Genomic DNA, 13,872 nt, shown 5'->3' with positions numbered 1-13,872 from the left:
CGTCAGTTGCCGGTCGGGCTGTTCTGCCCGGTGATCAGGTAGATCACGTGCTCGCCGGCGTTCACCGCGTGGTCGGCGAAGCGCTCGTAGAAGCGGCCCAGCAGGGTGGCGTCGATCGCCGTCTCCACCCCGTACGGCCAGTCGTCGCCGAGCAGCACCGCGAACAGGTTCTTGTGCAGCTCGTCCATGGCGTCGTCGTCGCGGTCCAGCTCGCCGGCGAGGTCGGCGTCGGGCTTCGCCAACACCGATCCGATCTTCACCGCCATCCGGTCGGCGATCTCGGACATTTCGGTGAAGACCGTCCGCAGCTCGGCCGGGACGGCGGGCGAGGGGTGCCGGCGCAGCGCGGTCTTCGCCACGTGCTCGGCGAGGTCGCCCATCCGTTCCAGGTCAGCGGCCACGTGCAGCGCGGTGATCATCGCCCGGAGGTCGGAGGCGACCGGCGCCTGTCGGGCGAGCAGGTCGCAGACCCGCTCCTCGACGTGCCGGTAGAGGTCGTCGATCTCGGCGTCCCGCTCGATGACCGTCTCGGCGGCCAGCCGGTCGGCGGTGAGCAGGGCCCGGGTGGCCTGGCGCATGGCGGCGCGGACGCCCTCCGCCATGTCCACCAGCAGTTGGCTGACGATCTGGAGGTCGGCCCGGAACTCGTCGCGCATCATCACGTCCTGTGGTCGGTCGCCGCCGACGGGTGCCGGCGCAGGGGTTGAGCAGGTGTGACGCCAACGGTAGGGGGGCGCGGACCGATCCCGGATGAACCACGGTGAACGACGCCAGACGTGGGGGTGAACACTTCTCGAAGTGCGGGTAGTTCGTCCCGTTCTGTGTGGTAGCCAGGTTAACAATGACCCTACGATCGCCGGGTGGAGTGGGCGGTGGCGGTCGTGGTGGCCGTGGCGTTGGTGACCGGGATGGTCGCCGGTCTCCTGCTGCCCCGGTTTCTGCCGAGGCGGGCTGACCGCTCCACGTCGACGGGGAGCGTGCGCTCCCGCTGGAGCAGGGGGAGGCCCGCGATAGCCGACGAGCAGCAGGCCGGGCTCGGTCGCCGGACGATCGACTCGCTCCGGGCCGGTGTCGTGGTACTGGACAACGACGACATCCCGGTGCTGATCAACCCGGCCGCCCGCGCGATGGGGCTGCTGCGTACCGGCAGCACTCCCGGCTCGATCGCCGCGCACCCGCTGATCCGCACCCTCGCCGGCCAGGTGCGACGTACCGGGGTGCGGCGCGAGATCGAGTTGGACCTGCCCCGAGGCCGCGACAGCGCGGGGGAGAACCCGCTCGGCGTGCACCTGCGGGCGATGGGCCTCGGCAACGGCTTCATCGCTGTCGAGGCGGTCGACGTGACCGAATCGCACCGGCTGACCCGGGTGCGACGGGACTTCGTGGCCAACGTCAGCCACGAGCTGAAGACCCCAATCGGGGCGCTCCAACTGCTCGCCGAGGCGTTGCTGGACGCGACCGAGCCGGCCGGGGTGGCAGCGCCCGACCTCTCCGAGGACCTGGTGGCCGCCCGCCGGTTCGCCGAGCGGATCCAGCACGAGTCGACCCGGCTGGGCCGGCTGGTGCAGGAGTTGCTGGAGCTGACCCGGTTGCAGGGGGCCGAGCCGCAGCCGCCACCGGAGCCGGTCGCACTGGACTGGGTGATCGCCGAGGTGGTCGACCGGACCCGGACCACCGCCTCGGCCCGTGGGGTCGAGGTGACCGTGGACGGTCAGCGCGGCCTCACCGCGTACGGCAGCGACTCCCAACTCGCCACCGCGGTGGCGAATCTGGTGGAGAACGCCATCAACTACTCGGGCGAGGACACCACGGTGCGGGTGACCCTGCGGGGCGACGACGAGCACGTCGAGATCGCCGTCACCGACCAGGGCATCGGCATCGCCCCCACCGACGTCGACCGGATCTTCGAGCGGTTCTACCGGGCCGACCAGGCCCGCTCGCGGGCCACCGGCGGCACCGGGCTCGGCCTGGCGATCGTGAAACACATCGCGAGCAACCATGGCGGACGGGTCGAGGTGTCGAGCACTCTTGGTGGTGGATCGACGTTCACCCTCCGGCTGCCCGCCAGTCCACCGGATGACCTCCTGGCGACACTGCCGCCGGTTGGGATCGAGTCCGGTCCGACTGGGCTACGGCAGGTCTGACAGCAAATGGAAAGGAAATCCCCGTTGAGCCGCGTTCTGGTGGTCGAGGACGAGGAGTCGTTCTCCGACGCCTTGTCGTACATGCTCCGTAAGGAGGGCTTTGAGGTTTCGGTCGCCGCGACCGGCACCGAGGCCCTCACCGAGTTCGACCGGACCGGCGCTGACATCGTGCTGCTCGACCTGATGTTGCCCGAGATGTCGGGGACCGAGGTCTGCCGGCAGCTCCGGCAGCGGTCCGCTGTGCCGATCATCATGGTCACCGCCCGGGACAGCGAGATCGACAAGGTGGTCGGGCTGGAGATCGGCGCCGACGACTACGTCACCAAGCCGTACTCGCCGCGGGAACTGGTCGCCCGGATCCGGGCGGTGTTGCGCCGGCAGAGCCCGGAGGTGGCGGAGGCGGGCGCTCCGACGCTGGCCGCCGGGCCGGTGCGGATGGACATCGAGCGGCACGTGGTGACCGTCGACGGCGGGGCCGTGCAGCTGCCGCTGAAGGAGTTCGAGCTGCTGGAGCTGCTGCTGCGCAACGCGGGCCGGGTGCTGACCCGTGGCCAGCTCATCGACCGGGTCTGGGGTGCCGACTACGTCGGCGACACCAAGACGTTGGACGTGCACGTCAAGCGGCTGCGTTCCAAGATCGAGCCGGAGCCGTCCGCGCCACGCTTCATCGTGACCGTCCGGGGTCTGGGCTACAAGTTCGAGCCGTGATCGGCGTACCCGAAGGGGGTCTGCGCTCGGCGCGGGCCCCCTTCGGCGGCACTGGTCAAGGGCCCACCGGGCGTGGCCCGCGTCAACCGCTGACCGCCGCGGCAATGCGCTGGAGGAGTGTGGCGCGGCAGCTGTGGAGCTGATGCCGCGGACGGGTCATCGCCCGATGTCGTCAACGACTCAGCTCCAAAGGAGTCCCGACCAAGGTGCCGGGCTGCTCGTCCGCGGGCAGCCGGGAGGCCGTCAGCTGTCGTCGGCGGGGTGCGGAGCGACCAGGCCCTGCTTCGTCCGGGCCGCGCACAGCTCGGCCAGCCGCTGGTAGGCGGCGACGCCGATCAGCGCGATCAGCTCCGGCCCGTACGACAGATACATCGGCTCGGTGCCGACGTGCGCGTCCGTCGAGGAGGTGCACCACCAGTCCAGGTCGTGCCCGCCGGCTCCCCAACCCCGCCGGTCGAACTCGGACAGGGTGGAGACCAGCACCTTGCTGTTGTCCGGCCGCTTGACCCAGTCCTGGTCCCGGCGGATCGGCAGCTGCCAGCAGACGTCCGGCTTGTATTCCAGCGGGTGCACCCCGTCGCGCAGCGCCTGGGCGTGCAGCGCGCAACCGCCGCCACCGACGAAGTCGGCGTCGTTGAGGAACACGCACGGACCGTCGACGCCCTGGGTGGCGGTGCGGCGGGCCGGGTTCTTGCCGTCGATGGTGTCCTCGTCGGTCCAGTTCTTGAAGCCGCGCCGGAAGTGTTGCCAGGTCGACGGGGTGAGCCGCTTGACGGCGCCGCGGACCCGCTTCTCGTCGTCGGAGTCGGTGAAGAACGCCCCGTGCGAGCAGCAACCGTCGGCGGCCCGGCCGGCGATGATGCCGTGGCAGCCCTTGCCGAAGATGCAGGTCCAGCGGGAGAGCAGCCAGGTCAGGTCGGCCCGGATCAGGTGCGTCTCGTCGGCCGGGTCGGTGAACTCGATCCACTCCCGAGGGAAGTCCAGGGGCACCTCGCGACTGCGCGGGTCGCCCGGATCGTCCACCAGCACACGGAGCTCCATCGTCACCCGGCCCAGCGTACGCGCGGTGTCGTCCGCAGGCCGGCGAGCCGCGCAAACGCGTTGCGCCTAGGGTCTTCACCATGCGACTGGGTGTCCTCGACGTCGGTTCCAACACCGTGCACCTTCTGGTGGTGGACGCGCACCACGGCGCCCACCCGTGGCCGGCGCACTCGGAGAAGGTGGTGCTGCGGCTGGCCGAGCAGATCGGCCCCGACGGCGCGTTGACCGAGGCCGGCGCGGACGGCCTGGTCAAGGCCGTGGGCATGGCCAAGGCGGCGGCTGCCGGGTTGGCCGCCGACGACCTGATCGCGTTCGCCACCTCCGCGGTGCGCGACGCCACCAACGCGGCCGAGGTGCTGACCCGGGTCCGGGACGAGACCGGCGTACGCCTGGCGGTGCTCTCCGGGGCGGACGAGGCGCGGATGACGTTCCTGGCGGTACGGCGGTGGTTCGGCTGGTCCGCGGGACGACTGTTGGTGCTGGACATCGGTGGCGGCTCGCTGGAGATCGCCGCCGGCATCGACGAGGACCCGGACGTCGCGGTCTCGCTGCCGCTCGGGGCTGGCCGGCTGACCCGGGAGCGGCTGCGGGTGGACCCGGCCAGCATGGCCCCGCCGTCGGCGGAGAGCGTCGAGCGACTCCGGGAGTACGTGGACGGCCGGCTGGACAAGGTCGTCGACCAGATGACCGAGGTGGGTTGGGGTCGGGCGGTGGCCACCTCGAAAACGTTCCGCACCCTGGCCCGGCTGGCCGGGGCGGCGCCGTCCGGTGCCGGTCTCTGGGCCCGGCGCAGCCTGACCCGAGCCGGGTTGCGGCAGGTCATCGGCTTTATCCGGCACATCCCACCGGCGCAGTTGATGGAGTTGGAGGGAGTCGGCGCGGGCCGGGCCCACCAGTTGCTGGCCGGTGCCGTGGTCGCCGAGGCGGCGATGCGCCGCCTGGATCTGGACTGCCTGGACATCTGCCCGTGGGCGCTGCGGGAGGGGGTCATCCTCCGTCGACTCGACCAACTCGAACCGCTCTGACCGGGTGACCGTTTTCAGGCATTTCGCCGGCGCTCGTCACGATGCCTACCGCGCTGCCGGGCTACCCTGGCTGGTGTGACTTCCCCGGTTCCCGTGCTCCTGTCCAGCTCGTCGGTCTTCCCCGAGCCGACCGCCGCGGCGTTCCAACTGGCCGCGGCGCTCGGCTACGACGGCGTCGAGGTGATGGTCTGGACCGACGTGGTCAGCCAGGACGCGGGTGCCCTGCGCGGCCTCGCCGCGCACTACGACGTGCCGGTGCTCTCCGTGCACGCGCCCTGCCTGCTGGTCACCCAGCGGGTGTGGAGCCCCGACCCGTGGGAGCGCCTGCGCCGGGCCGCCGAGCTGGCCGAGACGCTGGAGGCACCGACCGTGGTGGTGCACCCGCCGTTCAGCTGGCAGCGCGACTACGCGCGCAACTTCGCCGAGGGCCTGGCCACTGTCGCGGACCGGTTCACCGGCCTGCGCTTCGCGGTCGAGAACATGTACCCGGTGCGGATGGCCGGCCGGCGGTTCGTCCCGTACGTGCCGGGTTGGGATCCCACCGACACCGGCTACCCGTCGTACACCCTGGATCTGTCGCACTGCGCGGCCTCGCACAGCGACCCCCTGGAGATGGCCGACCGGATGGGTGCCGGGCTGGCGCACGTGCACCTCGGTGACGGCACCGGGGAGGGCCGCGACGAGCACCTGGTGCCCGGGCGCGGCACCCAGCCCTGCGCGGAGCTGCTCTCCTCGCTGGCCGGCCGGGGCTTCACCGGGGCGGTGGCGGTGGAGGTCGCCACCCGGGGCGCGAAGAGCCGCGCGGTGCGCGAGGCGGACCTGCGCGCCGCGCTGGAGTTCGCCCGCCAGCACCTGACCGCGTCGTCCCCGGTCGACGCCTGACCCGGCCGCCCGCGCCGGACGGTGACGGGTCAGCTGACCGGTGAGAGCGAGTCGGCGCCGGCGGTCGGCTGCGGGGCGACCGTCACCTGCTCGCCGACCGCCGCCCGCTTGCGGGCGCGGTGCGCCGCCACGTGCGAGCGGGTGGCGCACCGCTCCGAGCAGAACCGCCGGCAGCAGTTGGACGACGTGTCCAGGTAGACGTTGCCGCACCGCTCGTCGGCGCAGACCCCGAACCGGGCGCTGCCGTACTCGCAGAGCCACACCGACAGCCCCCAGGCCGCGCCGGCCAGGTATTCGGCGCTGACCGACGCGCCCCGGCTGGTCACGTGCATGTGCCAGTCGCTGGAGTCGTGCCCGGAGATGCGCGGCTGCACCGGGAACGCCTCCAGCAGCGCGTTCAGCTCGGTGACCGCCTGGGCGTCCCGCCCCGAGGTGCCGTACTCGAAGACGTCCCGCAGTCGCTTCTGCGCCCGCCGGAAGATCGCCACATCCCGTTCCACGACCTCGTCGCTCATCCAGGAGTGGTCCTCGGTGAAGAGGGCACGCAGGTCGTCGAGGTCGTCCAGGCGGGCGTTGACCAGGTCAACACCGGTCCGGGCGTACGCGTCGAAGTTCACGCCCCCAACGGTAGACGACTTACGGGGTGCGTGGCGCGTCGATGTAGTGCGGCAGGAACCGCGCGTAGCCATCGGTGATCAAACTGGCGCTCTCCCGCACCCCCACCCCGGCGGACTCACCGTCGACGATCCAGCTGCCCAGCACCATCCGGTTGCCGGCGAACTGCGGCAACGCCCGGAACTCCTGGTAACACCAGCCCTCGTCGCCGTAGCTCCCCGGGTTGGTGATCTCCTCGGCGGCGGTGACGATGCGCACCGAACCGCCCTCGCGCCCCAGCAGCGGCTTCGCCACGTACTCCGGCATGTCGCGCGGCGAGTCGAGGTATGCCGGGAGCAGGTACTCGTGGCCGGGGTACAGCTCCCAGAGGACGGCGAGCAGCGCCTTGTTGGAGAGCAGCAGCTTCCAGGCCGGTTCGATCCAGGTGGTCGGAGTGCCCGGGGCCAGCGCCGCCGGGCCGTACGGCTCGGCCAGCATCCACTCCCAGGGATAGAGCTTGAAGCAGGTGGTCACCGGCTGGTCGGCGGCGTCGACGAAGCGCCGGCCGTCCCAGCCGATCTCCTGGATCGGCTGCAAGGTGACGCTCAGGCCGGCCTGTCGGGCGGTCTCGGCGAGGTAGCCGGCGGTCATCTGGTCCTCGCCGGACTCCTCCTCGTTCGACCAGAGCACGTGCACCCGGGGGTCGTGCAGCCCGGTGCCGATCTTGGCCCAGGCGCCGACCAGCCGCTCGTGCAGGCTGTTCCACTGGTCCAGGTCCGGTCGGGTCTGCTCCAGCCAGTACCACTGGATGATGCTCGCCTCGACCAGCGCGGTGGGGGTGTCCGCGTTGTACTCCAGCATCTTCGGCGGCCAGCTGCCGTCGTACGCCAGGTCGAAGCGCCCGTAGAGGGTAGGTGGCGTCTCGCGCAGCGACCGGGCCACCGCCTCGGCCGCCCACTCCGGAATGCCGAACTCGGCGTACCGGCGGCGCGCCACCACGTGCTCGGCGGCGGCCACGGACATCCGGTGCAGCTCCTCGGTGGCCTCCTCCAGCCGCAGCACCTCATCCAGCTCGAACGCGTACGCGCCGGTCTCGTCCCAGTACGAGGTGATCCCGCCGTCGGGCAGCTCGGTGTCGACGTAGATCAACCCCTGGGCCCGGATGGTGGCGTCCCAGTCGTCCCGGGGGGTGACCGTCTCGCGGCGCATCTCAGCCGCCGCAGGAGGCGAGGTGGGTGCCGAACCCACCGCGCTCGGGCAGGGCCGCGGTGGTCGGCTCCGGGGCGCCGCGGCCGGCAACCGGGTCGGAGACCCGCATCGCCAGCGCGACGGTTCCGCCGCCGCCGACCGGCCCGAGGGCGCAGTCGTCGTCATCGTCGTCGTCCGAGGTCAGGTTGCAGCCGGAGAGGGCGAGCGCGAGCGCGGTGAGCGCGCCGAGCTGCACGGAGGCCGACCGGAGCCGGCGGCGGGGGCGGGGGCGTTGGGTCACGGCATCGTTGTAGCTGATGGATGCCAGCACCGCAGCCCCGGCCGCCCCTCGGCGGGGGCCCTGGCAGGGGCGTTACGCTCGGCTCATGCTCCGTTCCGTCATCCTCGCCGCCTCCCGGTCATCCCAGGTCGAGCGGCTCGTCGCGACTGCCCCGTACACCCGGGACGTCGTCCGCCGGTTCGTCGCCGGCGCCGCCACCGACGACGCGTTGCGCGCGACCCGCGGGCTCGTCGACGACGGTCTCGCGGTCACCCTCGACCACCTCGGCGAGGACACCGTCACCCCCGAGCAGGCCGTCGCCACCCGCGACGAGTACCTGACGTTGCTGAAGATGCTCGCCGCCGCGGGGCTCACCCCGGCTGCCGAGGTGAGCGTGAAGCTCTCCGCCCTGGGCCAGATGTTCGACGAGCAGTTGGCGTACGACAACGCCCGGGCGATCTGCGCGGCCGCCGACGCGGCGGGCACCACCGTCACCCTGGACATGGAGGACCACACCACCACCGACTCGACGCTGGAGGTGCTGAGCCGGCTGCGCAAGGACTTCCCGTCGACCGGTGCGGTGCTCCAGTCGTACCTGCGTCGGACCGAGTCGGACTGCCGGGAGCTGGCCTCGGCCGGGTCACGGGTGCGGCTCTGCAAGGGCGCCTACAAGGAGCCGGAGTCGGTGGCGTACCAGTCGGCCCGCGAGGTGGACCGGTCCTACGTCCGCTGCATGAACATCCTGATGTCCGGCGACGGCTACCCGATGCTCGCCACCCACGACCCCCGGATGATCGCCATCGGTGAGGACCGGGCCCGGTGGTTCGACCGGGGGCCGGAGCGTTTCGAGTTCCAGATGCTCTACGGCATCCGTCCCGAGGAGCAGGCTCGGCTGGCCGGTGAGGGCTACACCGTGCGCACCTACGTCCCGTACGGCGACGAGTGGTACGGCTACCTGATGCGCCGGCTCGCCGAGCGCCCCGCCAACCTCGTCTTCTTCGGTCGCGCCCTGCTCTCCAAGAAGTAGCCTCTCCGTTCGGCCAGCGGGTCGCCGCCGACCCGCTGACCGAACCGAACCGAACCGGGCCGGCGGCCCGGGCCGGTCTCGCCGCAGCCGCCGATTGGTCGTACCCTTCGGCGGGTGACTGACGAGGTGCGGCAGCCCGTACCACGACGGCTCTGGCCGCTGTGGACGGTGTTCGTGGTGGTCATCCTGCTGCTGGGCTGTGGCCTGCCGGCGCTGCTGGTGGTGCAGGTGATCCGGGAGGGTGACGCCCGGACCACGATCAGTCGGGCCGGTGCCTCGGCGTCCGACGACCCGGCGACCGCCGTCGCCCGGGGGCTGTCCGACCGGATCACCGCCCAGCTGCACCGGCAGTCCGCGGCGCTGCTCGCCGGCGACCGCGCCGGATATCTCGCGATCGCCGATCCCGCCTCCCACAAGGACCTGCGCCGGCGGTTCGCCGCGCTGCGCGAGCTGAAGGTGACCGGCTGGCGGGCCGAGCCGAGCGGTCTGCCCGCGCCGATCACCGGTAAGCCCGGCGAGTGGCGGCTCCTGGTGCGCTTCCAGTACTGCTTCGTCACCCCGAACTGCCGGCCCAGCCCGGTGCTGATCGGCACCCGGTGGCGGGAGAACGGCGACCAGCCCCGGATGCTCGCCATGGAGGAATCCAAGTCGGTGGAGACCGGCACCCGACCGTGGGAGATCAGCGAACTGGCGGTCGCCGTCGGCGCGCGGACCATCGTCGCCACCACCCCGGCGCTGCGCGGCAAGCTGCCCGGCCTGCTCACCCAGGCCGAGGCCGCCGCCAAGGTCGCCGACGGGTACGCGGTGACCGGTTCCCCGCCGGACCGCTACCGGATCTTCTACGCCGGCCGCACCGAGTGGCAGCGCTGGTACGGCGGCGAACGTCCGGAGTGGACCGGCGGCTACGCGGTGACAGTGGGCGGCGGGCACCACGAGGTGGTGCTCAACGCCGAAGGGTTGACCAGCAACGGCACCGACGACCTGCTTCGGCACGAGTTGACCCACGCGGCCTCCCTGCCGGAGCGCGGCTACCCGGGCAAGGCCGACTGGTGGCTGGTGGAAGGGCTGGCCGAGTTCGCCGGCTCCGGCGGCCAGGCGATCGACCGGTACGAGGGGATCGCCGACGTGCGCAAACTGGTCCGGGGCGGTTGGGACGGGAAGTTGGAGGGCGTGAACCCCGCCGACGACGCCTCCGCCGAGCGGGTCGCCGGCAGCTACGGCGTCGGCTACCTGGCCGTGCGCCACCTCGTCGACAGGTACGGGCCGCTGCGGATGCTCACCTTCTTCAAGACCGTGGTGCACGATCGTCGGAGCCTCGACGCGGCCGCCGAGAAGGCGTTCGGTGAGCAGTGGTCGACGCTGCACGACGAGTGCGTCGCGTACATCCGCGCCACCGTCGCCTGACGGGACGCCGGGCGGTGTGACGGTGGGCCGTACCATCGATGGGTGCGTCGCCCTCAGTCACCTCGGCCGGGCAGCACCAGCCGGCCCCGCCTGCTCGTCGCCCTGACCGCAGTCGCCGTCCTCACCGCCACCACCGCCGCGTCCTGCGGCGACGACGACCCCGACCTCGCGCTCGCCTCGGCCGCCCGTAATCCGGTGACCGAGGTGATCGACGCGCCGGCCACGGTGACCGCGCGGGCCGCCGCCACCCTCACCGCTCCCGCCGACGGCACCCTGGCCAGCCTGCGGGTTCAACCCGGACAGCGGGTGCGGCGGGGGCAGGTGCTGGCCGTGGTCGCCTCGCCGACGGCCCAGCAGCGACTCCGGCAGGCGAGGGAGGCGTTGACCGCCGCGAAGCGCGCCGGTCGTGGCGTCTCCACCGGTGACCTGACCGGCAGCCGACGCAGCACCGACAAGGCTGCCGACGAGGCGTTCGACACCGCCCGAAAGGCCGCCGAGAAGATCGCCGACCCGCAGCTGCGGGACGCGTTGCTGACCCAGGTGACCTCCGCGCAGCGGCAGTACACCGCCGCCGCGCGCAGCGCAGACCAGGCCGTCCGCGCGGTGCAGCGGGGCATCAACGGGCTCGGTTCCGCCGTCGGCGCGCTCTCCGCGGCGCAGCGGCTCCAGGCCCAGCAGGCGTACGACCTGGCGAAGGCGACAGTCGACGCGCTGACCCTGCGCGCGCCGATCGCCGGGGTGGTGCAGCCGGGTGGCGCCCGGGCCGGCGGCGGCTCGACCGGCGCTCTCGCCGGGCTGCTGGAACAGGCCGGCGGCGGGGCCGGGCTCGACCCGTCCGTGCTGACCCCCAGCCAGGGCGGGCCGCCCGCCGGGGTGGACGACGCGGTCGCGGTCGGCGGCCTGGTCACCGCCGGCACCCCGGTGCTGACCGTGGTGGACACCGGCCAGCTCGGGCTGCTCGCCGAGGTGGACGAGACCGACGTGCTGCTGGTGAAGGCCGGCGTGACCGCCACCGTCGAGCTGGACGCCGTCACCGGTGCCAGCTACGACGCGACCGTGCGCTCGGTGGACGTGCTGCCCACCAGCTCCGCGCAGGGCGGAGTCACCTACCGGGTACGACTCGCACTCGGCGCGGGGAAGCTGGCCGAGGACCAGCCGGCCCCGAGCCCCCGGCCGGGCATGAACGCGATAGTGCGCCTGCGGGTACGCGAGGCCGCCGACGCGGTGACCGTCCCCGCCTCGGCGGTGTTCTCCGCCGACGGTCGGGACGCGGTCTGGGTGGTCCGCGACGGCAGGGCCGACCGGGCGCCGGTGACCGTCGGCGTGCAGGGGGCCGACCTGGTGCAGATCCTCGACGGCGTGCAGCCCGGCGACCGGATCGTGGTGCGCGGCGCCGACCAGGTCCGCGACGGCCAGGAGGTCCGGTGACCGGTGGCCCGCCGGCGATCGAGGCGGTGGACGTGTCCCGGACGTACCAGCTGGACGGGGTGTCCGTCGAGGCGTTGCGCGGCGTGACGCTGGTCGTGCAACCGGGGGACTATGTGGCCCTGGTCGGCCCGTCCGGCTCGGGCAAGTCCACCCTGATGCACCTGCTCGGCGGGCTGGACCGGCCGACGGGTGGCCGGTTGGTGATCGGCGGGCGGGACGTCAACGCCCTCGCCCCACCGGAGCTGGCCACCCTGCGCAACGAGACGATCGGCTTCGTCTTTCAGGCGTTCCACCTGCTGCCGCGTACCTCGGCGGTGGAGAACGTGGCGCTGCCGCTGGTCTACCGGGGCGTGCCGGCCCGGCAGCGCCGGGCGCGGGCGGCGGCGATGCTCGGCCGGGTCGGCCTCGGTCACCGCCTGGACCATCGGCCCAACCAGATGTCCGGCGGCGAGCAGCAGCGGGTGGCTATCGCCCGCGCGCTGGTCACCGAGCCGACGGTGTTGCTGGCCGACGAACCCACCGGCAACCTGGACAGCGTCACCGGCGCGGCGGTGCTGGAACTGCTGGAGCGGTTGAACGCCGAGTCCGGGGTGGCGTTGGTGATGGTCACCCATGACCAGGAGGTCGCGGCCCGGGCCCAGCGGCGGATCACGATGCGCGACGGCGTGGTCGTGGCGGACAGCGACGCCCCGCCCGCCAGTCATGATCGACCGCCGTCCGTCGATCACGGTCGACCTGCGACACTGGTCCCCGCTCCCAGCGCGGAGCCCCGGTCCGCGTCCGGAAGCGGCCCGGGGCACCCGTCCGGTGGCTCCGGTGGCGCCGCCGGAGCCACCGGGCGCCTTCCGCGCGAGGCCGACCCGGGTCAGCCCGGGGCCGAGCCGCCCGAAGGCGTGGCGTGAGGATCGCCGAGGCGTGGCGGGTGGCGCTGGACGCGCTCCGCGCCAATCGGTTGCGCAGCGCGCTGACCATGCTCGGGGTGATCATCGGGGTGGCTTCGGTGGTCCTGCTGGTGGCCATCGGCACCGGCACCAAACAGAAGGTCGAGCAGCAGGTCGAGGGCCTCGGGTCGAATCTGCTGCTGGTCGTCCCCGGCCGGATCGAGGTGGGCAACGCGCCGGTGGTCTCACCGCTGACCCTGAAGGACGTGGACGCCGTCACCCGGGTGGTCGGCGATCCCGACCGGGTGGCGGTCACCGTCGCCTCCGGGGCGACCGCGCGGGCCGGTGCCCGCTCCGACTTCACCACGGTGCAGGGCGTCCTGGAGACGACGCCGACGGTGTTCACCCGGTCGCTGGCCCGTGGTCGTTACCTCACCGGCACCGACGTGGACACCAGCCGGCGGGTGGCGGTGCTCGGCGACTCGGTGGCCCGCGCGCTCTTCCCCGACCGGGACCCGCTCGGCCAGCAGGTGGCGTTGGCCGGCGTGCGGTTCCGGGTGATCGGCGTCTTCGCGCCGCTCGGGCAGAGCCTCGGCGTCGACCGGGACGACGAGGTGCACGTGCCGGTGACCGCCGCGCAGCGGCTCTGGGGCACCCAGCGGGTGGACGGCATCGCGGTGAAGGCCCCGGACCGGGAGCGGATCGACGAGTTGGGCGAGCGGATCGTCGCCGAGCTGAACCGCCGCCACCCGGACACCGAGTTCAGCGCGGTCACCCAGCAGCAGATCCTCGGCGTCCTCGGCGACATCCTCGGCGTCCTCACCGGCGTACTGGCCGCCATCGCCGGCATCTCGTTGCTCGTCGGCGGGGTCGGCGTCTCCAACATCATGCTGGTCAGCGTCCGGGAGCGGACCCGGGAGATCGGTCTGCGCAAGGCGGTCGGCGCCCGCCCCCGCGACATCGGGGTGCAGTTCCTGCTGGAGGCGGTGCTGCTGACCACGATCGGTGGGCTGACCGGGATGGCGTTGGGCGTGGGGACGGCAGTGCTGGTCGACGCGCTGTCGCCCATCCCGGCCGCGATCACCTGGTGGTCGTTGGCGCTCGCCTTCGGCGTGTCGGCGGTGGTGGGGATCGTCTTCGGGGTGGTGCCCGCGCAGCGCGCCGGTCGGCTCGACCCGGTGGTGGCGTTGCGCACCGAGTGAGCCGCGTGGGGACCAACCGGACGGCCGACGCGGGCGGGCCGATACCGGGAGCGCGGATCGGGTGAACC

14 protein-coding genes are annotated in these 13,872 nt (G+C 72.7%); 9 read left to right on the top strand and 5 right to left on the bottom strand.

Going from position 1 to position 13,872, the window contains the following annotated elements; all coding sequences use genetic code 11:
- Positions 1–2: 2 nt before the first annotated feature.
- Complete coding sequence (gene phoU, locus JM949_RS01495) at positions 3–656, bottom strand: phosphate signaling complex protein PhoU (protein ID WP_203146651.1); 654 nt, start codon at positions 654–656, stop codon at positions 3–5.
- Between the two features lie 204 nt (positions 657–860).
- Here phoU and JM949_RS01490 point away from each other — a divergent pair, with 204 nt between their 5' ends.
- Together JM949_RS01490 and JM949_RS01485 are read left to right on the top strand one after the other, a co-directional pair.
- Complete coding sequence (locus JM949_RS01490) at positions 861–2,144, top strand: sensor histidine kinase (protein ID WP_203146650.1); 1,284 nt, start codon at positions 861–863, stop codon at positions 2,142–2,144.
- Positions 2,145–2,168: 24 nt separating this feature from the next.
- Complete coding sequence (locus tag JM949_RS01485; protein WP_203146649.1) at positions 2,169–2,852, top strand: response regulator transcription factor; 684 nt, start codon at positions 2,169–2,171, stop codon at positions 2,850–2,852.
- A 243-nt stretch (positions 2,853–3,095) separates the two neighbouring features.
- Here JM949_RS01485 and JM949_RS01480 read toward each other — a convergent pair whose 3' ends face one another.
- Positions 3,096–3,893 carry a hypothetical protein gene (locus JM949_RS01480; RefSeq protein WP_203146687.1) on the bottom strand — a complete coding sequence of 266 codons (798 nt, stop codon included), beginning with the start codon at positions 3,891–3,893 and terminating at the stop codon, positions 3,096–3,098.
- Between the two features lie 80 nt (positions 3,894–3,973).
- Between JM949_RS01480 and JM949_RS01475 the strand changes: the two genes are divergently transcribed.
- Positions 3,974–4,918: a Ppx/GppA phosphatase family protein gene (locus JM949_RS01475; protein WP_203146648.1), complete on the top strand. Its 945-nt coding sequence runs from the start codon at positions 3,974–3,976 to the stop codon at positions 4,916–4,918.
- Between the two features lie 75 nt (positions 4,919–4,993).
- Positions 4,994–5,800 (top strand): sugar phosphate isomerase/epimerase family protein, encoded by an 807-nt coding sequence (locus JM949_RS01470; RefSeq protein ID WP_203146647.1) that lies wholly within the window; start codon positions 4,994–4,996, stop codon positions 5,798–5,800.
- A gap of 29 nt (positions 5,801–5,829) precedes the next feature.
- Here JM949_RS01470 and JM949_RS01465 read toward each other — a convergent pair whose 3' ends face one another.
- From JM949_RS01465 to JM949_RS01455, 3 genes are read right to left on the bottom strand one after another with little or no spacing between them, the layout of a single operon-like run.
- Positions 5,830–6,417, bottom strand: coding sequence for a CGNR zinc finger domain-containing protein (locus JM949_RS01465; protein ID WP_203146646.1), 588 nt, complete (start codon positions 6,415–6,417; stop codon positions 5,830–5,832).
- A gap of 19 nt (positions 6,418–6,436) precedes the next feature.
- Complete coding sequence (locus JM949_RS01460) at positions 6,437–7,603, bottom strand: glutathionylspermidine synthase family protein (protein ID WP_203146645.1); 1,167 nt, start codon at positions 7,601–7,603, stop codon at positions 6,437–6,439.
- A 1-nt stretch (position 7,604) separates the two neighbouring features.
- Positions 7,605–7,883, bottom strand: a complete 279-nt coding sequence (locus JM949_RS01455) for a hypothetical protein (RefSeq protein ID WP_309231949.1) — start codon at positions 7,881–7,883, stop codon at positions 7,605–7,607.
- An 85-nt stretch (positions 7,884–7,968) separates the two neighbouring features.
- Between JM949_RS01455 and JM949_RS01450 the strand changes: the two genes are divergently transcribed.
- The 5 genes from JM949_RS01450 (at position 7,969) to JM949_RS01430 (ending at position 13,804) form a co-directional block, all read left to right on the top strand.
- Complete coding sequence (locus tag JM949_RS01450) at positions 7,969–8,889, top strand: proline dehydrogenase family protein (protein ID WP_203146644.1); 921 nt, start codon at positions 7,969–7,971, stop codon at positions 8,887–8,889.
- Between the two features lie 114 nt (positions 8,890–9,003).
- Positions 9,004–10,293, top strand: coding sequence for a hypothetical protein (locus tag JM949_RS01445; RefSeq protein WP_203146643.1), 1,290 nt, complete (start codon positions 9,004–9,006; stop codon positions 10,291–10,293).
- Positions 10,294–10,335: 42 nt separating this feature from the next.
- Entirely contained in the window at positions 10,336–11,721 is a 1,386-nt protein-coding gene (locus JM949_RS01440; RefSeq protein ID WP_203146642.1) for an efflux RND transporter periplasmic adaptor subunit, read from the top strand.
- Positions 11,718–12,623 carry an ABC transporter ATP-binding protein gene (locus JM949_RS01435; protein WP_203146641.1) on the top strand — a complete coding sequence of 302 codons (906 nt, stop codon included), beginning with the start codon at positions 11,718–11,720 and terminating at the stop codon, positions 12,621–12,623. The genes JM949_RS01440 and JM949_RS01435 overlap by 4 nt, the downstream gene beginning before the upstream one ends.
- Positions 12,620–13,804, top strand: coding sequence for an ABC transporter permease (locus JM949_RS01430; RefSeq protein WP_203146640.1), 1,185 nt, complete (start codon positions 12,620–12,622; stop codon positions 13,802–13,804). Before JM949_RS01435 ends, JM949_RS01430 begins: the two co-directional genes overlap by 4 nt.
- Positions 13,805–13,872: the final 68 nt, after the last annotated feature.

It is taken from the genome of Micromonospora tarensis (genome assembly GCF_016803395.1).
Classification (GTDB): Bacteria; Actinomycetota; Actinomycetes; order Mycobacteriales; family Micromonosporaceae; genus Micromonospora; species Micromonospora tarensis.
Note: the sequence above shows the minus strand (reverse complement) of the source record. Positions and strands in the feature narration are given on the sequence as shown.

Excerpts from the sequence above, each read along its gene's own strand:
- phoU (WP_203146651.1), bottom strand. The coding sequence starts at position 656 with ATGCGCGACGAGTTCCGGGCCGACCTCCAGATCGTCAGCCAACTGCTG.
- JM949_RS01480 (WP_203146687.1), bottom strand. The coding sequence starts at position 3,893 with ATGGAGCTCCGTGTGCTGGTGGACGATCCGGGCGACCCGCGCAGTCGC.
- JM949_RS01475 (WP_203146648.1), top strand. The coding sequence starts at position 3,974 with ATGCGACTGGGTGTCCTCGACGTCGGTTCCAACACCGTGCACCTTCTG.
- JM949_RS01460 (WP_203146645.1), bottom strand. The coding sequence starts at position 7,603 with ATGCGCCGCGAGACGGTCACCCCCCGGGACGACTGGGACGCCACCATC.
- JM949_RS01450 (WP_203146644.1), top strand. The coding sequence starts at position 7,969 with ATGCTCCGTTCCGTCATCCTCGCCGCCTCCCGGTCATCCCAGGTCGAG.